The organism is Microbacterium sp. NPDC089696 (genome assembly GCF_044749125.1).
Lineage (GTDB): Bacteria > Actinomycetota > Actinomycetes > Actinomycetales > Microbacteriaceae > Microbacterium.
In genome coordinates, this window is record NZ_JBIVHF010000001.1 from 614,668 (window position 1) to 634,135 (window position 19,468).

The window sequence follows — 19,468 nt, forward strand, 5'->3', positions numbered from 1 at the left end:
CCCATCGTGCGCGGTATTCCGGAAGGTTAGGATGATCGGGTGTATCGTGCGCCGCCGGGTGCGCGATCGGAGAGTCTTGAACAGCGAGACCCTGGGGGGAACCGGGCATGAAGGCGTTGTCGTGGATGCGAGCGCGGCCGAAGACACTGGCGTCCGCCGCCGGTGTGACGGTGGGTGTGATCGCCCTCACCACGATGGCGATCAACTATCAGGGCTTCCCGACCACCAAGGTCGACCTCAACGACGGCGGCGTGTGGATCACGAAGACCTCGAGCCTGCTCGTCGGCCACTTCAACTACGAGTCGACCGTGCTCGACGGCGGCCTCCGCACCGCGGGTGAGAACTACGACATCCTGCAGGACGAGACGAACATCCTCGTCGTCGACGAGAGCGCCTCGACCGTCACCGCTGTCGACCCGGCCCGCGTGGCCCTGGGCGACTCCGCCCGTATCCCCACGTCGGCCAAGGTCGCACTCGGCAACCGCACCACCGCGATCCTCGACCGCAAGAGCGGCAAGCTCTGGGTCGTCCCCGTCTCCGGCATCTCCTCGTTCAAGGTCGAAGGGGCAGAGCCCTCCGCCGAGCTCGGAGCCAACGCCGACATGACCGTCGCCGACGACGGCACCGTCTTCGGAGTGTCCCCCGAACGCGGCGAGGTCGTCACGATCCCCGTCGACAACGAGGGCGAGCCTCTCGATCCCTCTGCGGCATCCGTCGGGGAGATCGACGACGAGTCCGCTCCCGTCATCACCGCCGTCGGACGCACCCCGGTCGTCCTCGACCCCGCCGCCGGCGTCGTCACGACCCCCGGCGGTTTCCGCACGGAGGTCGCGGACACCGCAGATGCCGTGCTGCAGCCGGCATCCGCCCAGGCGTCCGCCGTCGCGCTCGCCACGAAGTCCGCGCTCGTGACCGTCCCGCTCGACGGTGCCGAGCCGACCGTCACCGACGTCGGCGGCACCGGCACACCTGCCGCCCCGGTCTCGCTGCGCGGCTGCACCTACGCCGCGTGGGCGGGATCCGCGCGCTTCCTGCGCGAATGCCCCGGCGATGCGAACGACGTCGACGAGAAGATCGAGGGCGCGGAACAGTCGAAGAGCCTGACGTTCCGGACCAACCGCGACGTCATCATCCTCAACGACGCGGTCGGCGGCGCGGCCTGGATGGCGAACGAGTCGCTGCAGCGCGTCGACAACTGGAACGACCTCACTCCGCCCGAGGGTGAGACCCAGGACGAAGAGGACACGACCGAGGAGACCGTCGAGACCACCCTTCCCGACCGCAAGGAGGAGAACACGCCTCCGGTCGCCGAGGACGACGATTTCGGCGTCCGCCCCGGTGCGACGACCCTCCTCCCGGTGCTCGACAACGACAACGATCCTGACGGCGACGTCCTCGTCGCGACCCTCGCCGAGGCCCAGCCCTCGATCGGCACGGTGCAGCCGGTGCAGAACGGCGGATCGCTGCAGATCGCGGTCGACGAGAAGGCCAGCGGCTCGACGACGTTCCTGTACGAGGCCGACGACGGTCGCGGCGGCAAGGACACCGCCAACGTCACGCTCACGGTGCACCCCTGGGACCAGAACGCCGCCCCGACGCCCAAGCGCAAGACGAGCCTGACCGTCGAATCCGGCGGAACGATCTCGTACAACATCCTCCCCGACTTCATCGACCCCGACGGCGACGACATCTACCTCAAGGGCGTCGAGCCGGCGCCCGGCGACGAGGTCGACTTCAGCACCGACGGCCAGATCACCTACAAGGCGACCGCGAGCCTGCAAGGTCGCAAAGAGGTGAGCGTCACGATCGCCGACGGCTTCGGCGAGACCTACGTCGGCACGATCTCCCTCGACGTCCGGCCCGAAGGGTCGACCGACCCCAAGACGAACGCCGACCACGTCGTGACGCGTGTGGGTGAGCAGGTCTCCGTCGCGCCCCTGGTCAACGACACGAGTTCGGGCCGCGAGCCGCTGCGTCTCGGACGCGTCGACGAGACGCCCGGTGCGACCGTGCTGCCGGACTACTCCAACAAGACGTTCACGTTCTCGGCGGAGACGCCCGGCACCTATTACGTGCAGTACCTGGCGACCGCGGGGCCGAAGAACGCGCAGGGCCTCGTGCGCGTGGACGTGCTCGATGCGAACGAGACCGATCTCCCGCCCGTCGCCGTGCGCGACGTCGCCCTGCTGCCCTCGGGCGGAGACGTGCTCGTCGGAGTCCTCGCGAACGACATGGACCCCGCCGGCGGCATCCTCGTCGTGCAGTCCGTGTCGCTCGAGCCGAGCTCCGGCATCTCGGTCTCGGTGATCAACCATGAGACGCTCCGCATCACCGACCAGGGCTCCCTCAAGGACCAGGTGCGCGTCAAGTACCGTATCTCGAACGGCTCGAAGTCCGCGGAGGGCGAGGTGGTCGTCATCCCGATCCCCGCGCCGGATCAGATCCTGCAGCCGGTCGCCAACCCCGACACCGCGTACGTGCGCGCGGGTGATGTCGTGACCATCCCCGTGCTCGACAACGACACGCACCCGAACGACGACGTGATGCACGTCGCGCCGGAACTGGTCGAGGCACCCGAGCCCGAAGACGGCGAGGCCTTCGTCTCGCAGGACGCCGTGCGCTTCAAGGCCGGCGATGAGGCGAAGACCGTCTACCTGACGTACGAGGCCGTCGACTCCCGCGAGCAGAAGGCCGCCGGCTACGTCACGATCCAGATCATGCCGATCGACGCCGAGACCAACGCGGCCCCGCGCCCGCAGGACATCGTGGCCCGCGCCCTCGCCGGCACCGAGGTCAACATCGCCGTGCCGCTCGACGGCATCGACGCCGACGGCGACTCGGTCGAACTGATCGGCATCGCCTCGAACCCGACCAAGGGCCGGATCAACGAGAACGGCTCGAACTACTTCACGTACGAGGCGTTCGACGGCTCGACCGGCGTCGACACGTTCAAGTACCGCGTCCGCGACCGCCTCGGCAAGGAGGGCGTCGCCACGATCCGCGTGGGGATCGCTCCTGCCGAAGACGTGAACCAGGCTCCGTACGCGGTGAAGGACGCCGTGGTGGTGCGCCCCGGGCGCGAGATCGCGGTACCCGTGCTCGCGAACGACTCGGATCCCGAGGGTGACGAGATCACTCTCGTGAGCGAGAAGAACGACGGACTCGAGGTCCCCGACATCGACGGGCTGTCCGCGCGCGTCTCGGGCGACCGGGTGCTCGTGCAGGCCCCGAACCGCTCGCTCGAGACCTCGCTGCAGTACACGATCCGCGACTCCCGCGGCGCGACCGCCTCGGCCGTGCTGCAGATCACGGTCGACGAGGACGTGCCGCTGCAGGCTCCGGTCGCCCGCGACGACCGCGTCCGCCCCGAGGATCTGAAGGACGGCACGCTCACGGCCGAGATCCCGATCCTCAAGAACGACGAGGACCCGGACGGCACCACGGATGCGCTCACCGTGACGCTCGGCGATGGCGCGACCCAGCTCGACAACGGTCTGGTGCGGGTGACGGTGCAGGAGGAGCAGCAGCTCATCCGCTACACGCTCACCGACCGCGATGGCCTCGAGGCCTCGGCGTTCATCTTCGTTCCGGCGGAGTCCGGGCTGCGCCCCATGATCGACCTCACCAAGCCGGTCGAGGTCGTGAGCGGGGAGACGAAGAAGCTCCCGCTCTCGGAGTACGTCACGGTCGCCGGCGGAGGCACCGCGCGGATCACCGAGCACGCCAAGGTCACAGCCGTGCACGCCGACGGATCGGACCTCGTGCAGGACGAGGGGACGCTCGTCTACACGTCCGCCGCCGGATACTTCGGCAAGGATGCGATCACCTTCGAGGTGACCGACGGCTCAGGACCCGACGACCCCGAGGGGCGCATCGCGACCCTGACGATCCCGATCGACGTGCTGCCGCCGGAGAACCAGCAGCCGGTCTTCGTGAACGGGCAGATGGAGGTCGCGCCGGGAGAGGATGCGACCGCGCTCGACCTCGCGGCTCTCACGACCGACCCCGACCCCGAGGACGAGGGCAAGCACACCTACAAGTTCACCGGCGGCGACGGCAAGGGCGTCAAGGCCAGGGTCGACGGGTCGAACCTGATGGTCGAGGCGTCGTCCGAGGCCAAGAAGGGCACGGCCCTCACCCTCAAGGTCGAGGTCACCGACGGCGAGACGGAGCCCGTGGAGGGAACCGTGACGGTTCTGGTCGCGGCATCCACGCGCGCGATGCCCGCCGCCAACACCGACACGGTCTCGGAGGCCGATCAGGGCAAGCCGGTGACGGTCGACGTGCTGGACAACGACTTCAACCCGTTCCCGGAGACCCCGCTCAAGGTCGTCTCCGCCGTGGTCGAGGCGGGCATGGGCTCGGTCTCGCAGAAGGGCGACCAGCTCACGGTCACCCCCGCCGCGACGTTCGTCGGCACGCTGGTCGTGCGCTACCGCATCCAGGATGCGACCAAGGACCCCGACCGTGAGGTCAACGGCCAGGTCGTCGTCACGGTGCAGGGCGTCCCCGAGGCGCCGGGCGCGCCCACCGTCACGAGCGTGCAGGACCGCACGGTGGTCGTGTCGTACGGCGCTCCGTCGAACAACGGCGCCGAGATCACCAAGTACACCGTCAAGGCGGTGAGCGGCGGCGCGTACACCAAGGAGTGCCGGTCGACGACGTGCACCCTCGACGGGCTCACGAACAACGTCGAGTACACGTTCCAGGTGACCGCGACCAACCGCGTCGGCGAGGGCAAGCCCTCGGGCACCTCGGCCGTCGCGCGCCCCGACGCGCGTCCGGACACTCCGAACCCGCCGTCGCTGAAGTTCGGCGACAAGTCTCTGGCTGTGAGCTGGACGACGCCGTCGACCCCGGGCTCGCCGGTCGAGAGCTACACGCTCGAGATCTCGCCCGCCCCGCCGTCCGGCGTCTCGCAGAAGCAGGTCACAGGCAACTCGCTCACCTGGGAGGGCCTTGAGAACGGCGGCAACTACCAGGTACGCGTCCAGGCCCACAACAAGGCGCCGGACCCGTCGAGCTGGAGCAACTGGTCGGCCTCGGAGGTCCCCGCGGGTCCGCCGCTCAAGCCGGCGGCGCCATCGACCGCCGAGCTGGCTCCGGTCGGCAATGAGGCGCAGATGCAGGTCAGCTGGGAGCCGCCGAACTCCAACGGCGACGCGATCGCGAGCTACCAGCTCGAGGTGCGCAATGGTTCGTCCGTCGTCAACACCCTCACCCCCGGAGCGGGTGCACGGTCGCAGGCGGTCACGGTTCCGACCTCGGAGACGCCGTACACCTACCGGATCCGTGCGCAGAACAAGGCCGGATGGGGCGAGTGGTCCGATCTCTCCGCGCCTCGACGCGGCGTGACGCCCCCGGGCGCACCCACGAGCCTCGCCGCGTCGCCCGGCGATCGTTTCATCGACATCTCATACCAGCCGGGCTCCCGCAACGGTGCCACGACCAGCGAGATCAGCTACCAGTACCGCCTCAACAACGGCAACTGGCAGGGTCTCTCGGGCAACCGCATCTCGGGCCTCGCGAACGGCACGACCTACAACATCCAGGTGCGCGCGGTCTCGAACGTCAGCGGGTCGACGTACGGCGGCGCCGCCTCGAACACGGCGACGGCCGTGCCGTTCGGGCAGCCCAAGGCTCCGGCCGTGAGCGCGCAGAACCTCGGCACCTCCGTGAAGCTGTCGTGGGACGCCCGCAACTCGTCGAACGGTCGATCGATCGACAAGGTGCAGATCAGCATCGACGGTGGAGGATGGCGGGACGTCGCGGTGAACGGCTCGGAGACCGTGGGCAACGGCTACGAGGAGACCCACAGCATCAAGGTGCGGGCACATGCCAGCGAGGGCGGCTGGTCGCCGGAGGCCTCGGACTCCGCGCGGACGAACAACCGCCCGGCCGAGGTGTTGAAGACCGGTAAGGGATCGTCTGGCACGTGGCCCGGCGAGTGCACCCACTCGTCGTGCGCCAAGGTGACGCTGACCGTGCAGAACTTCCGCAGTCCCGGCAACTACACGCTGCGCTGTGACGACGGCGGGCAGTTCGGCAACTCGGCGCGCTACGTGCCCGAGAACGGGACGGTCGAGCTCGGATGCTTCTACGGGCACCCCGGCAACAACATCCGCGTCTACATCGTCGAGCTCAACCGCTACGCCGACGCCCTCACCTGGTACTAGCACCGCCGCACGATCTCAGAGAAACAGGAACCGCACACCCATGAGCATGACCCCCGAACAGGCCGCCTGGTTCCAGGGCACCTTCCAGCGCCTCGTCGACAACGTCGACAAGGCCGTGCAGGGCAAGCGCGAGATCGTCAGCCTCGTGCTGTCGTCGATGCTCGCCGAGGGGCACGTGCTCCTCGAGGACGCCCCCGGCACGGGCAAGACCAGCCTCGCGAAGGCGCTCGCCGCGACCGTGCAGGGCACCAGCACGCGCATCCAGTTCACGCCCGACCTGCTGCCGTCCGACGTGACCGGTGTCACGATCTATGACCAGCAGTCGCACCGGTTCGAGTTCCACAAGGGCCCGATCTTCGCGTCGATCGTGCTCGCCGACGAGATCAACCGCGCCTCGCCGAAGACGCAGTCCGCCCTGCTCGAGGTCATGGAGGAGTCGCGGGTCACGGTCGACGGCGTGGCGCACGAGACCGGCCGACCCTTCCTCGTGATCGCGACGCAGAACCCCATCGAGCAGGCGGGCACGTACAAGCTCCCCGAGGCGCAGCTCGACCGCTTCCTCATCAAGACGTCGATCGGCTACCCCGACCTCGACGTGACCGAGAGCATCCTCTCCGGCGCCTCCGACCGCAACCCCTCGGCGGGTCTCGCGGCGATCATCACGACGAGCGCCGTGGCCGACATGGCCGACCTCGGCGCGTCCGTGCACGTCGAGCCCGCCGTGCTGCGCTACGTCGCCGAACTGGCCGCCGCGACGCGCGACGACTCGGCGATCCGCCTGGGCGTCTCGGTGCGCGGGGCGATCGCGATGATCCGCATGGCGAAGGTCTGGGCGGCCGCGCAGGGGCGCCACTTCGTGCTCCCCGACGACATCAAGACCCTCGCACGCCCCGTCTGGCAGCACCGTCTGCTGCTCGACGCCGAGGCGGAGTTCGCCGGCACGTCGGCCGAGACCGTCATCGCGCGCGTGCTCGACGGCGTCGCGGCACCGCAGGCCCGAGCGGCGGCCTGATGACGACGGAGGTCCACGAGATCGCGAACGCGCCGATCGACCGCGATGCCGGATGGCGTGACGTCGCGGCGGTCATCGGCGCGCGCGTCGTGGTGCGCCTCCGTCTGATCACCGCCGCGATCCGTCCGCTCGCGTGGGTGCTCATCGCCCTCGCTGTGGCCTTCTGGATCATCGGACAGGTCGGCGGCTGGGCGGAGTTCACGATCGCCGCCGTCGTGGTCGCGATCACAGTCGCCCTGTGCGCCCTGTTCCTCATCGGCCGCACGGCGTACGACGTCTCGCTCGACCTCGCGCGCACCCGCGTCGTGGTCGGCGAGCGCGCGGTGGGCGCTCTCACGCTCGCGAACCGCGGCGCCCGCGCCATCCTCCCCTCCCGCGTCGTGCTCCCGGTGGGCGCGGGGCGCGGGGAGTTCGGCATCCAGCGTCTCGCACCGGGCGAGGAGGCGGAGGAGCTGTTCGCGATCCCCACCCAGAAGCGCGGCGTGGTCAAGGTCGGCCCCGTGAGCGTCGTCCGCGGTGACCCGCTCGGTCTGTTCGAGCGCGCGCACCGCCGCGACGACCCCGTCGACCTGTACGTGCACCCGCGCACGGTGCTGTTCGACGGCCAGTCCCTCGGCTATCTGCGCGACCTGGAGGGTCTCCCTGCCGCCGATCTCTCGCGCGACGACGTCTCGTTCCACGCACTGCTGGAGTACCAGCCCGGCGACGATCTGCGCCACGTGCACTGGCGGTCGACGGCCCGCACCGGGACGATGATGATGCGGCAGTACGAGGAGACCCGCCGGTCGCACTTCGTGATCGGCCTGTCGCGCTCCTCGGGCGACTACGCCACCGAGGAGGACTTCGAGCTCGCGATCTCGGCCGCCGGGTCGATCGGCCTCCGCGCCCTGCGCGACTCGCAGCGCGTCGACGTGCGCGTGCAGGGTCGCGACCTCCCCGCGGGCACCGGCAAGCGACTGCTCGACTCGTTGTCGGGCGTCGAGCAGTCCAAGCCGCGCGACGGCGGCATCGACCATCTCGCCGGCGTCCTCGCCCGCACCATGCCCCTCGCGAGCGTCGTGGTGCTCGTGTGCGGCTCGAAGGTCGCCACCGACGACCTCCGCCTCGCCTGCTCACGTCTGCCGTTCGGCGCCAAGGTCCTCGCGGTCGTCGCCGACCGCACGGTGTCGGCGCCGGCGCTGCGGCGCATCGGCGACGCCGACGTCGTCACGGTCGGTGCGCTCGAGCAGGTTCCCCTCGCCCTGCAGAAGGTGCTCGCATGACCGCCGCGACCGTCCACAGCACCGGAGTCTTCGCCGGTCTGCCGCTGCGCCGCTGGATCCTCGACCTGAGTGCGGTCGCGCTGCTCGTCGGCGCCTCCGTCATCGGGTTCTGGCCGACGTTCGCCGGTCCCTCGTACCTCCCGGCCGCGCTCGGCGGCATCCTGCTCGGTCTCGCGATCGCCGCGGTGTCGACGTGGCAGCGCTGGGGCGTGCTGATCGTGACCGGCCTGACCGTCGCGGTCTACTTCGTCTTCGGCGGTGCCCTGGCCCTGCCGCACACCGCGATCCTCGGCGTCGTGCCCTCGCTCGAGACGCTCGAGAAGCTCGCGGTGGGCACCGTGACCGCGTGGAAGCAGCTGCTCACCACGGTCGTCCCCGTCTCGGCCGTGGACGGCCACCTCGTCGTGCCGTTCCTCCTGTCGCTCGTCGTCACGACCCTCGCGGCGTGCCTCGCGCTGCGCCTGCCGCAGGTCGCCTGGGCTCTGCTGCCCCTGGGCGTGCTGCTCGTGCTGGTCATCGCGCTCGGAACGCCGGAGCCCGCGTTCCCGATCGTGCAGGGACTCGTGTTCGCGGTCGTCGCGATCGCCTGGCTCGCCCTGCGTCAGCTGTGGGCGCCGCAGAACGCGGCGGTGTCGGTCGGCGAGGTCGACCCGGCGCGCGCCTCCCAGATGCGGATGCGGCGGCTGATCGCCGGTGCCGCGGTGCTCGCGATCGCGGGCGGCGCCGGAGTCGCGACGAGCGCGGTGGCTGCGCCCCCGCAGTCGCGCCACGTGTTCCGCGACGTCATCATCCCGCCGTTCAACATCCGCGACTATCCGAGCCCGCTGCAGGCGTTCCGCAAGAACGTGCGCGACGAAGCCGGGGACACCCTCTTCACGGTCAACGGTCTGCCGAAGGGCGCGCGCGTGCGCGTCGCGGTCATGGACCAGTACGACGGCATGGTCTACAACGTCACCGACGGTGGCGCCGGATCGTCGAGCGCGTTCGGACCGCTCCGCTCGAACATGTCGCCGGATGCCGAGGGCATCCCGGTCACCCTCCAGGTCGAGATCGACGAGTACCGGGGCGTCTGGCTGCCGGATGCCGGGGCCGTTTCGGACATCGACTTCACGGGCGACCGCGCCGAGGAGCTGCGACGCTCGGCCTACTACAACACGGCCACGGGCACGGCGGTCGTCACCGCGAAGCTCGGGCAGGGCGACACGTACTCGGTCGACACGATCCTGCCGAATGAGTACGACGACACGCAGATCGACGATGCCCCGTTCGGCACCGTGCCGCTCCCGAAGCAGAGCAACGTGCCCGAGGAGCTCACCTCGCTCGCCGCCGAGACCGTCGCCGGAGCGGAGTCGCCGATCGAGCAGGTGCGTGCGCTCGAGAGCTTCCTCGCGGAAGGCGGCTTCTTCAGCCACGGGCTCGAGGGCGAGGTGTTGTCACGCGCCGGACACACGGCCGAGCGCATCTCCACGCTCATCGGCGGCGACCAGATGATCGGCGACGACGAGCAGTACTCGGTCGCGATGGCCCTGCTCGCGCGCGAGGTCGGCATCCCCGCTCGCGTCGTGATGGGCTTCTACCCCGACGAGGAACAGGCGGGCGACGCCGTGTTCACCGCGACGGGTGACGACATCCACGCCTGGGTCGAGGTGAACTTCGAGGGCCTCGGATGGCTGACGTTCAACCCGACCCCTCCCGAGGACAAGGTCCCGAACGACCAGAACACGAAGCCCAAGGTCGACCCGAAGCCGCAGGTGCTGCAGCCGCCGCCCCCGCCGCAGGAGCCGGTCGACCTGCCGCCCACGCTCCCCGATGACCGCAAGGGCGACGACGAGACCCTCAACATCCTCGGCATCATCGGCGCGATCCTCGCGATCGGCGGCATCTCGCTCGGTGTGCTGGCGCTCCTCGCCTCGCCGTTCATCCTGATCGGCGCGTGGAAGGCGGCTCGGCGTCGCACCCGACGCAACGCCGCCCGCACCGCCGACCGGATCAGCGGCGGCTGGGACGAGCTCGCCGACCGTGCCATCGACTACGGCGCGCGCATCCCGCCGGGCGGCACGAGGGCCGAGGAGGCCGCATCCGTCGCCGCGACGCTCACCGTGCCGCAGGTCACGACGCTGGCGCAGCGCGCGGATGCCGAGGTGTTCGGCCCCGCCGAGCCAACCGACGAGGACGTCGACGCCTTCTGGACCGAGGTCGACGCGATCGTCGGCGGCCTCGGCAAGGACGCCGGATTCTGGAAGCGCGTGAAGGCGCGTCTGAACCTCCGTTCGCTGCTCGGCGGCTCCGCGTTCTCGGTCGGCCTGCAGAACCTCAAGGAGGCGGCGGCCGCGCGCGTGCGCCGCGAACCTGGCACGATCGAGAGCAGCCCTCGTCCGACGACGTCCACCTCACCCGAGAGCGAGACACCATGACGCAGCCACCGTCCGGCCGGATCGCGCCGATCTCCCGGCGTGCGATCGCCTACCTGATCGACGCGCTGATCGCCGCCGGCATCGCGATCGTGCCGAGTGTCATCGTGTTCGCCGTATTCACGGCATCCGCATCGTCGGCGACGACCGCCGAGGGCGCACTGGGGAGCCTCGCCGTCCTCGCGGTCGGCCTCCCGATCGTCGGCCTGCTGGCCCTCGGCTGGTTCGTGTTCTACACCGTCATGCAGTCCGGCCGCGGATCGATCGGCATGCGGGCGCAGGGCCTGCGACTCGTCGGCGAGGACGGCGCTCCGCTCGGCTTCGGGCGGACGCTGCTGCGCAACGTGATCTTCGGCCTGTCCGCGGGGATCGTCGTCGGTTACTTCACGCCGCTGTTCGACGGGTCGGGGCGCTTCCAGGGCTGGCACGACAAGGTGGCGAAGTCGCTCATGTACGACGCACGGACGGATGCCGTCGCCCCGGCCGCACCGGCGGCAGCGGCCGCTCCCGCGGTCCCCGCGGCGCCGGGGTTCGCGGCCCCGGCCGTTCCCACCGCGCCGTTCGCGCCGCCTGTGCCGGGTCTCGCCGCACCCGGGGCGCCCGCCCCGCAAGCGCCCTCGGGGTATGCGGTCCCGCAGGAGTATGCGGCCCCCGGGACGCCGGTCGATGCGCCCGCCTCGCCGTTCGCGCGACCCGAGGCCCCGGTTGCGCCGCAGGCCCCCGTCGCTCCGGTGGTGCCGGCGGCTCCGGCTTTCGCCGCGCCTCCCGCGCCGGCCCTGCCGACGGAGCCGGCCGTGCCCGCTCGTCCGGACCTCCCGACGGTGCCCGAGCACGCGCCGGCATCGATCGACCCGGCCGTCTCCATCACGACGACGCCGCCCGCACCGGTGGCCGATGACGGGGTGATCGCCTACGTCCCCGGGATCACCCTCGACTCCCCGCCGCCGCGTCCGGCCGCGGAGGCACCGGTCGACGCCCCGGCGCAGGCCCCCGATCGTCCGGCCGCTCCCGCCTTCCCCGGCGTCCCGCCGGCTCCGGCCTTCCCCGTCGCTCCCGCAGCCGACGTGCCCGCCCCGGCCCCGATGCCCGAGACTCCGGAGCCTGCGACCGCGGCGTCCTCGGCCGAGGGGCTCGACGACGACCTGGAGGAGACGCGGATCAGCATCCCCGGCCACCGTCTCGTCTTCACGTGGGACGACGGGACGCGCGTGACGGTGTCGCGCCGCACGGTGTTCGGACGCAACCCCGAGGCGGAGGACGGCGTGATCGTCGTGCCCGTCCGCGACGAGACCCTGTCGCTCTCGAAGACGCATTTCGAGGCCGCGGCGTCGACGTCCGGCGGCTGGGTGCTCGACCGCTTCTCGACCAACGGCGTCACCCTGGTGCGCGACGGTCAGCGGATCGCATGCCCCGCCGGTCAGCGTGTCCCCGTGCGGCTCGGAGACGCCCTCGAGATCGGCGACCGCATCGTGACGATCGGCGGCTACGCATGACGGTCCCCCTGGCGGTCTCCACGGGCGCGGCGACGCACACGGGTCTGCGGCGCACGCTCAACGAGGACGCCTTCCTCGCGACGGCGCCGGTCTTCCTCGTCGCCGACGGCATGGGCGGGCACGAGGCGGGGGAGCGCGCGAGCGCGACCGTCATCGCCGAGTTCGCGCGCCACGTGGGCCGCGAGGCCCTCGCGCTCGACGACGTGCGCGACGCGGTGGCGATCGCGCGGGCCGAGGTCGAAGCGCTGTCGACCAGCAGCAACGGACGCGCGGGGACGACGCTGAGCGGCGTCGTGATCGCGAACGTCGACGGGATGGGCTACTGGCTCGTCCTCAACATCGGCGACTCCCGCGTCTACCGGCTCGAGGACGGCGACCTCGAGCAGGTGAGCGTCGACCACTCGGTCGTGCAGGAGCTCATCGAGGCCGGTGAGCTGCGACCCGAGGACGCGCAGACCGACCGCCGCCGCAACGTCATCACACGCGCGATCGGCGCGGGCAGCGACGGCGAGGTCGACTACTGGCTGTTCCCCGCCGAACGCGGCGACCGCCTGCTCGTGTGCTCGGACGGTCTGTCCTCCGAGCTCAGCGACGGGGCCATCCGGGAGATCCTCATGGTCGAGGACGACCCGCAGCGCGCGGCCGACTTCCTCGTGTCGAGCGCCGTGCACGCGGGCGGACGCGACAACGTCACGGTCGTCGTGGTCGACGCGATCGCGGTCGCCTCCCGACCCGGGACTCTCGTCGAGACGGATGAGCCGGACATCGCGGACACGCGTCCGCGGGAAGCAGCAGGAGGAGTGCGCTGATGCGTGTGAACTACCGCCCGGGAACGTGGAACGCCCTGATCCGCGAGCAGGCTCTGCTCGTGCTGCCCGCCTCGAGCGACGCGGGGCTGATCGCCGACGCGTGGAGCGGGTTCGACGGCATCCGCGAGCTCGGAGCGATCGTCGACCTGCTCACGGCGCGCTCGGGAGGATCGCTGGCGTCGCTGCCGGACTTCGCGGCCGTGATCCTCGGCGACGGCGATGCCCGCGTCGCGGTGCGCGGTGCGATCGAGGTCGTCGTCGACACGGCCGACGGCCCGGTGCGCATCAGCGGCGCCGAGGTGTCGACGTGGAGCGAACGGCTGCTGCGCGGCGCGACCCGCGTCGAGCTCGTCACGGGCGACGGCGAGGCACAGGATGCCGCGGAGCTGCCGATCGTCGGCGGTGTGGTCCGCGCCGCGCGGATCGTCCTCGACCCGGCCGGAGCACCCGCCGCGGCGCGCGTGGAGAACGCGGCCGCCGGCTTCGCCCCGACGTCCTCTCCGCAGGCCGACCGGACGGTCGCCGCGGTCTCCGTCGACGCGGCGCCGGGCATCCCCGTCGTCGTGCCGGCCCCGGTGCCCGCACCCGTCCCCGTGACGATGCAGGACGCGCCCGTCCCGGTGAGCGACGTGTCCGCGGCCGACGCACCGGAGGCGGACGAGCCGAACCTCGACGACACGATCCTGCCCGAGCCCGAGCCCGAGCCCGAGCCCGAGCCCGAGCCCGAGCCCGACCTCACCGACACGCTCATGCCCGAGGACGTCGCCTCGACCGACGAGATCGACGAGTTCGACCTGCTGTTCGGGCAGACGATCCACCGCCCGGCCGCCGACGCCCCGGAGGCCGTGGCCGACCCGGCGCTCGCGGGCGACCACGACGGCGCGACGATCTCCTCCGCCGAGGCCCGTGCGCTGCGCCGTGACGCCCCCGTGTCTCCCGAGGCGCCGACCATCGCGCTCCCCGTCGTGGGCGGCACGGGCCGCATCCGGGTCTCGACGGGCCAGGTCGTGACCCTCGACCGCACGGTGATCATCGGCCGCCGACCGCGCTCCACGCGTGCGAGCGGGGCCAACCTCCCGCACCTCATCGCGGTCGAGAGCCCGCAGCAGGACATCTCGCGCAGCCACCTGGAGGTGCGCCCGGAGGGCGACACGGTGGTCGTGATCGATCTGCACACCACCAACGGCTCGACCCTGCTGCGCTCCGGGGCCGACCCGGTGCGCCTGCACCCCGGAGAGCAGACGATCGTGCTCTCGGGTGACGTGGTCGACCTCGGCGACGGCGTGACCGTCGCCTTCGAGGACTTGCCGTGAGTCGTCGCCCCTCTCCGCCGCCCGAGCTGCCCGGGTTCACCTACCTCGAGCCTCTGGGCACGGGCGGCTTCGCCGACGTCTTCCTGTACGAGCAGCAGATGCCGCGCCGCCGCGTGGCGGTCAAGGTGCTGCTCGCCGACCGTCTGGCGAGCAGCGCGGCACAGGAGTTCGCCGACGAGGCGAACGTCATGGCGATGCTGTCGACGCACCCCGCGATCGTCACGATCTACCAGGCCGGCGTCGCCGGCGACGGCCGTCCCTACCTCGTGATGGAGTACTGCCCGCGGCCGAACCTCCAGGTGCGCGCCCGCAAGGAGTCGTTCTCGGTCGCCGAGGCCCTGCGCGTCGGAGTGCAGGTCGCCGGCGCCGTCGAGACCGCGCACCGCGCCGGCGTGCTGCACCGCGACATCAAGCCCGCGAACATCCTCGTCACCGAGTACAACCGTCCGGCGCTCACCGACTTCGGGATCGCGTCGACCACCGGCGCCACCGGCGAGGCATCCGGGATGTCCATCCCGTGGTCGCCGCCCGAGTCGTTCGCCGACCCGCCTCAGAGCGGCCCCCGCACCGACGTGTGGGCGCTCGGGGCGACCCTGTTCACGCTCCTCGCGGGCCGGTCGCCGTTCGAGCGGGCAGGGGAGCGCAACTCGAGCGCCGACCTCATCGAGCGCATCGAGCGCGCGGCGCTCCCGTCGCTCGCGCGCCCCGACTCGCCGGAGAGCCTGCAGCGGCTGCTCGAGCGCGCGATGGCCAAGAACCCCGACGACCGCTTCCCGAGCGCGGTCGCGTTCGCCCGCGCGCTGCAGAAGGTGCAGATCGAGCTCTCGCACTCGGTCACGCCGATCGACATCGTCGACGACCACCCGCCGGCCGAGGACCTCGACGACGACGGCGACGGCCTCACCCGCGTCCGCGAGATCGTCAGCATCGATCCGGACGTCGCCGCGTTCACCCGCCCCTCTGCCGCGACACAGCCCAAGGGACCCGCGTTCGCCTCACCCGACGTCCCGCGTTTCGACAGCCCCGAACCGGTCGACGAGGCCACGCAGCTGCGCGCCCCCGCTCCGGCGCCCGCACCCGACGACGACGACGACCGCACGATCGCACGCGGACCCGTGGTCGTGTCCCCCCAGGCGAGCGCACCGGCCGGAACGACGCCCGGTGCCACGGCATCCGCGCCCCGCCTCGCACCGGCGCCGACGCCGCCTGTCGCACCCGGAGCCGCGGTCGCGGAGGACCCGAGGCCGCGCAGTCGCCGGGGACTCTGGATCGGCCTCATCGCGGCCGGTGTCGTGGTCGTGGTCGGAGGCATCGTCGGGCTCAACCTGCTCGTCGCGAACGCGCCGACCCCCGACCCGGTGGCGACCGAGGACGAGGTCGATCCGAAGGACGTCGTGTCCGACGTGGTGCCGCAGGTCTCCGACCTCGCCGGCACGCGCACGGGCGACCAGGTGACGTTCACGTGGACGAACACCGATCCGCTCGAGGGCGACAGCTTCATCTGGATGCCGGTCGAGCTCGACGGCTCCGGCGCGGCGTCGACCACGACCGAGACCACCGCCACGATCGAGGGCGCGGCCGCGGGACAGGTCTGCATCGACGTGGCGTTGCGACGAGACGACGGACGAGCATCCGAACCGGTACGGGGGTGCGTGCAGTGACGGACACGACGGACGTCGGGACGGTGACCGTCGAGTTCGCCGGCGAGTACTTCACGATCGAGCAGGGCAGCCGGTTCTCGGTCGGCCGCGAGGGCGACCTCGCGATCGACGACAACCTCTTCCTGCATCGCAACTTCCTCGAGATCGCCGACGTCGACGGCCTGTGGTGGCTGTCGAACATCGGCTCGCGCCTGACGGCCTCGGTCACCGACAGCTCCGGAGGCGTGCAGGCCTGGCTCTCGCCCGGCGCGCGCCTGCCCCTCGTGTTCGAGGCGACCACGGTCGTGTTCAGCGCGGGGCCCACGACCTACGAGTTCGTGGTGCACTCGACGCAGCCCGCGTTCCGCGACACGCAGCGGGAGACCACGAGCGGCGACTCCACGATCGGCGACGTGCCGCTCACCGCGAGCCAGCGCCTCCTGATCCTCGCGCTCGCCGAACCGCAGCTGCTGCGCGACGGCACCGGTATGAGCGAGATCCCCACGTCGGCGCGGGCCGCTGCGCGCCTCGGCTGGACGGTCACGCGCTTCAACCGCAAGCTCGACAACGTGTGCGACAAGCTCGACCGCATCGGAGTGCCGGGCATGCGCGGCGGCCAGCGCTCGTTCGCGACGAACCGCCGTGCGCGGCTCGTCGAGTACACGATCGCGACGCGCCTCGTCACCCGCGACGACCTCGCCGAGCTCGACCGACCGCAGGAGTCCGCGGAGGACGAGGATGCCTGAACGGACGCGTTCCCGGAGCGGATGCCCGTGCACGAGCTGAGCGCCCTCGGCCTCACCGAGACGCACGAGCGCGAGTGGCGGGACTACTTCGCCGGCGGACGGGTGTTCGCGGTGCGGCTCGACCGGGCTGCCGCTCGGCGCCGGCTGCGGGCGAACACCGTCGTGCTCGTCGTCGCCGCGCTGGTCCTCCTCGCCGCGTCCACGACGTTCGTCGCGGTGCTCGTCGGGCAGCTCGGCGGGCCCGTGACCGTGCTGCTGCTGGCCCTGCTGGCGCTCGCCGCCGGGGTGCTGCTGGTGCGTTTCGCGCTGCTGCGCCGCCGTCTGGGCATCGGCCGCGCCTCGGGCGACGACTACCTCGTCGTGAGCGCCGAGGGGCTGCGGGTGGCCGAGCACGTCGACCTGCCGTGGACCTCGATCATCGGGGGCGTCGGCTACGACGACCGGGGCGGGGCCGTGCCGTTCCTGCGCGCACCGGCCGCCGCCGTGGAGCGCGCCGCCGGGCGCATGCAGTCCGAGTACACGATCGGCGTGCGCGGGGTCCGCGCGCTCCGCGACGCCGCGCCGCGCGAGATGCACGGGATCTTCGAGGTCATCGCCGACCACGGAGGCATCCGCCTGCCGCTCGACACGATGGTCGCCCCCGAGAACGTCCGCGCCGCACTCGCGGCGATCTGCATCGCCGGGCGCGGTGCGGGGGTGGACATCGAGGTCACGGCCGACCGCTCCACGATCTTCCGGAGGACAGTGGCCCTGCTGGGGCCCGAGACGACCGCCCCGCCGCGCGCGGAGCGGGGATGAGGGGAACGAAGATGGCAGATCTCCGAGCCAGCCGCTGCGAGCAGCTCATCGAACCGGTGACCGCGCTGACGGTCGCGGTCGTCGGGTGCAACGAGCGTCTCCCGCACACCTTCGCCGACGTGATCAGCGCCGCCGAGGATGTGCTGGCGATCGCCGACCTCGGGTCGCTCGGCGTCGACGACGAGGACTACACGGCCTGGGCCTCGGGCGCGCCCGAGACCCTGACCGACATGATCGAGGCGGCGCAGGCGAAGGACACCACCCGCATCTGGGAGGCGTTCTCGCACCCGCAGTTCGGGCTCCACCGTCTGGCGTCGGCGTGCAACGGGCTGCCGGGATGGGCGGTGCCCGAGGGCTCCGAGTTCGCCTGATCCGGTCGGCCGCGAGCGGTCCGTCAGCAGCCCGCGGGCGATCCGAGGTCGGGGACGTCGATCTCCTCGCCCCAGCCCGAGAACTCGAGCTGCAGCGTCCCCGCCGCATCGGCGCGCGTGAGCGAGATCGGCAGTGCGGGTCCCCGGGTCTGCACGCGGAGGGAGCCGAGCGTGCCGTCCGCACCCATCACCAGATCGACCGCGTCGTCGCCGGGTGCTCCGAGCGTCGAGGCGTCGCCCGTGTACTCCGCCAGGGTCTGGAGCGGATGCAGGAGTGACGACCAGCGCGTGAGCGCCTCCTCGTCGTCTGCGACGCAGCTGTAGACGCCGGCGTCGAGTCCGTCGACCGCCGTCGTCTCGGATGGCCGGACGTAGGTCTGCCCGTCGGTCACGACGACGGTGGTGGTCGCGTCGTCGACGGTGAACTCCGCGACGGTCTGCGCGCTCGAGCCGTGCACCTCGACCGCGAGCGTGCGCCCCGCCCCGTTCGTGTACGTCCCCGTCATGGTGGTGGTGCCCGCTTCCCGCACGGCGGCGAGCATCGTCGCGCGCGCGGAGTCGGCGTCGAGCAGCACGAGCCCGTTGCCCGAGGTCTCCGCGTCCCACGATCCGAGGTCGAGGTGCGTGGGCGTCGGCACCGGCTCGGCCGGCGTCGCCTTCGACGTGCAGCCGGTCAGCACCAGGGCCGCACCGAGCACGACGGCGATCAGCCGCGCGTCAGCCCGCCGCGGCATCCGCGACACATCCCGAGACCCCGCCCTGCGCGTCGAGCGTGGCCCGGTCGAGCTTGACGTCGGCGGTCTCGTTGCCCTCGACGGGGCGGACGACGATGCACGATCCGTCGTCGACGATCGCCGCGGCCCGGGGCAGCCACGCCTCGGTGCCGGTCACGAGCTGCGACACGTCGAGGGTCGGACCGGAGGGCCCGTCGACCACGATCACCTGGTACGGCACGTCGGGACCCGACCAGTCGACGCGCACGGCGTTGTCGGTGACCTCGAGCTTGAGGTCGGTCGCGGTCGACCCGCCGGACAGTCCGCCGAGGATCAGGAACACGACGAAGGCGATGAGCGCGAGCAGCGTGGTGCCGACGGAGATGAGGAAGGCCGGATGCCGCCACAGCGGACGCTGCTTCTCGGGCGCCTCCTCGAGCTCGGGCAGGACGTCGCCGGAGGTCTCCAGCGTGCGGATGGCGCCGGGGGACACCTGCAGGCTCGGGCGTGGGGAGTCCCAACCGAGCTGCCCGTCGAGGGCCGCGGGGGCAGAGCCGCGCGTCGAGGTCCACGGGACGGGGGCCGCCGTGATCATGGCGTCCGCGGGTCGCTCGACCGCCGGTGCAGCGTTCTGCTGGCGGCGTGTGCGCGGGATGTCGCTCATGGATGGGCTGCGGATTCTCCGTCGTGGTCGGGCGCGTCTATCCTAGTCATGGCCTGTCGC

Annotated in this window: 13 protein-coding genes; 11 read left to right on the forward strand and 2 right to left on the reverse strand. The window is 71.6% G+C overall.

Translation table 11 applies throughout. The features are described from left to right. Positions 1-107 precede the first annotated feature (107 nt). Genes ACIPY8_RS02985 through ACIPY8_RS03035 form a run of 11 tightly spaced genes read left to right on the forward strand, consistent with a single transcriptional unit; the run spans position 108 to position 18,031 of the window. Complete coding sequence (locus tag ACIPY8_RS02985; protein ID WP_400814795.1) at positions 108-6,176, forward strand: Ig-like domain-containing protein; 6,069 nt, start codon at positions 108-110, stop codon at positions 6,174-6,176. Positions 6,177-6,216: 40 nt separating this feature from the next. After that, the gene (locus ACIPY8_RS02990) at positions 6,217-7,188 is read left to right on the forward strand and encodes an AAA family ATPase (protein ID WP_400814797.1); all 972 of its coding nucleotides are present in this window, start codon (positions 6,217-6,219) and stop codon (positions 7,186-7,188) included. Continuing rightward, positions 7,188-8,450: a DUF58 domain-containing protein gene (locus ACIPY8_RS02995; protein WP_400814799.1), complete on the forward strand. Its 1,263-nt coding sequence runs from the start codon at positions 7,188-7,190 to the stop codon at positions 8,448-8,450. Before ACIPY8_RS02990 ends, ACIPY8_RS02995 begins: the two co-directional genes overlap by 1 nt. Then, positions 8,447-10,864, forward strand: a complete 2,418-nt coding sequence (locus ACIPY8_RS03000; protein WP_400814801.1) for a transglutaminaseTgpA domain-containing protein — start codon at positions 8,447-8,449, stop codon at positions 10,862-10,864. Before ACIPY8_RS02995 ends, ACIPY8_RS03000 begins: the two co-directional genes overlap by 4 nt. After that, the gene (locus ACIPY8_RS03005) at positions 10,861-12,354 is read left to right on the forward strand and encodes an RDD family protein (RefSeq protein WP_400814803.1); all 1,494 of its coding nucleotides are present in this window, start codon (positions 10,861-10,863) and stop codon (positions 12,352-12,354) included. Before ACIPY8_RS03000 ends, ACIPY8_RS03005 begins: the two co-directional genes overlap by 4 nt. After that, positions 12,351-13,163 (forward strand): PP2C family protein-serine/threonine phosphatase, encoded by an 813-nt coding sequence (locus ACIPY8_RS03010; protein WP_400814805.1) that lies wholly within the window; start codon positions 12,351-12,353, stop codon positions 13,161-13,163. The genes ACIPY8_RS03005 and ACIPY8_RS03010 overlap by 4 nt, the downstream gene beginning before the upstream one ends. Beyond that, positions 13,163-14,476, forward strand: a complete 1,314-nt coding sequence (locus ACIPY8_RS03015) for an FHA domain-containing protein (RefSeq protein ID WP_400814807.1) — start codon at positions 13,163-13,165, stop codon at positions 14,474-14,476. The genes ACIPY8_RS03010 and ACIPY8_RS03015 overlap by 1 nt, the downstream gene beginning before the upstream one ends. Beyond that, positions 14,473-16,137 (forward strand): serine/threonine-protein kinase, encoded by a 1,665-nt coding sequence (locus ACIPY8_RS03020; protein ID WP_400814809.1) that lies wholly within the window; start codon positions 14,473-14,475, stop codon positions 16,135-16,137. The genes ACIPY8_RS03015 and ACIPY8_RS03020 overlap by 4 nt, the downstream gene beginning before the upstream one ends. After that, complete coding sequence (locus ACIPY8_RS03025) at positions 16,125-16,862, forward strand: hypothetical protein (RefSeq protein ID WP_400814811.1); 738 nt, start codon at positions 16,125-16,127, stop codon at positions 16,860-16,862. Before ACIPY8_RS03020 ends, ACIPY8_RS03025 begins: the two co-directional genes overlap by 13 nt. A 27-nt stretch (positions 16,863-16,889) precedes the next feature. Further along, complete coding sequence (locus ACIPY8_RS03030; protein ID WP_400814813.1) at positions 16,890-17,660, forward strand: hypothetical protein; 771 nt, start codon at positions 16,890-16,892, stop codon at positions 17,658-17,660. Between the two features lie 11 nt (positions 17,661-17,671). Next, positions 17,672-18,031: a hypothetical protein gene (locus ACIPY8_RS03035; protein WP_400814815.1), complete on the forward strand. Its 360-nt coding sequence runs from the start codon at positions 17,672-17,674 to the stop codon at positions 18,029-18,031. A gap of 23 nt (positions 18,032-18,054) precedes the next feature. Here ACIPY8_RS03035 and ACIPY8_RS03040 read toward each other — a convergent pair whose 3' ends face one another. Together ACIPY8_RS03040 and ACIPY8_RS03045 are read right to left on the reverse strand one after the other, a co-directional pair. Next, positions 18,055-18,765: a hypothetical protein gene (locus ACIPY8_RS03040; RefSeq protein ID WP_400814818.1), complete on the reverse strand. Its 711-nt coding sequence runs from the start codon at positions 18,763-18,765 to the stop codon at positions 18,055-18,057. Next, positions 18,749-19,408, reverse strand: coding sequence for a hypothetical protein (locus tag ACIPY8_RS03045; RefSeq protein ID WP_400814820.1), 660 nt, complete (start codon positions 19,406-19,408; stop codon positions 18,749-18,751). Before ACIPY8_RS03045 ends, ACIPY8_RS03040 begins: the two co-directional genes overlap by 17 nt. Positions 19,409-19,468: the final 60 nt, after the last annotated feature.

Excerpts from the sequence above, each read along its gene's own strand:
- ACIPY8_RS03035 (WP_400814815.1), top strand. The coding sequence starts at position 17,672 with ATGGCAGATCTCCGAGCCAGCCGCTGCGAGCAGCTCATCGAACCGGTG.
- ACIPY8_RS03005 (WP_400814803.1), top strand. The coding sequence starts at position 10,861 with ATGACGCAGCCACCGTCCGGCCGGATCGCGCCGATCTCCCGGCGTGCG.
- ACIPY8_RS03010 (WP_400814805.1), top strand. The coding sequence starts at position 12,351 with ATGACGGTCCCCCTGGCGGTCTCCACGGGCGCGGCGACGCACACGGGT.
- ACIPY8_RS02990 (WP_400814797.1), top strand. The coding sequence starts at position 6,217 with ATGAGCATGACCCCCGAACAGGCCGCCTGGTTCCAGGGCACCTTCCAG.
- ACIPY8_RS02985 (WP_400814795.1), top strand. The coding sequence starts at position 108 with ATGAAGGCGTTGTCGTGGATGCGAGCGCGGCCGAAGACACTGGCGTCC.
- ACIPY8_RS03040 (WP_400814818.1), bottom strand. The coding sequence starts at position 18,765 with ATGCCGCGGCGGGCTGACGCGCGGCTGATCGCCGTCGTGCTCGGTGCG.
- ACIPY8_RS03045 (WP_400814820.1), bottom strand. The coding sequence starts at position 19,408 with ATGAGCGACATCCCGCGCACACGCCGCCAGCAGAACGCTGCACCGGCG.
- ACIPY8_RS02995 (WP_400814799.1), top strand. The coding sequence starts at position 7,188 with ATGACGACGGAGGTCCACGAGATCGCGAACGCGCCGATCGACCGCGAT.
- ACIPY8_RS03000 (WP_400814801.1), top strand. The coding sequence starts at position 8,447 with ATGACCGCCGCGACCGTCCACAGCACCGGAGTCTTCGCCGGTCTGCCG.
- ACIPY8_RS03015 (WP_400814807.1), top strand. The coding sequence starts at position 13,163 with ATGCGTGTGAACTACCGCCCGGGAACGTGGAACGCCCTGATCCGCGAG.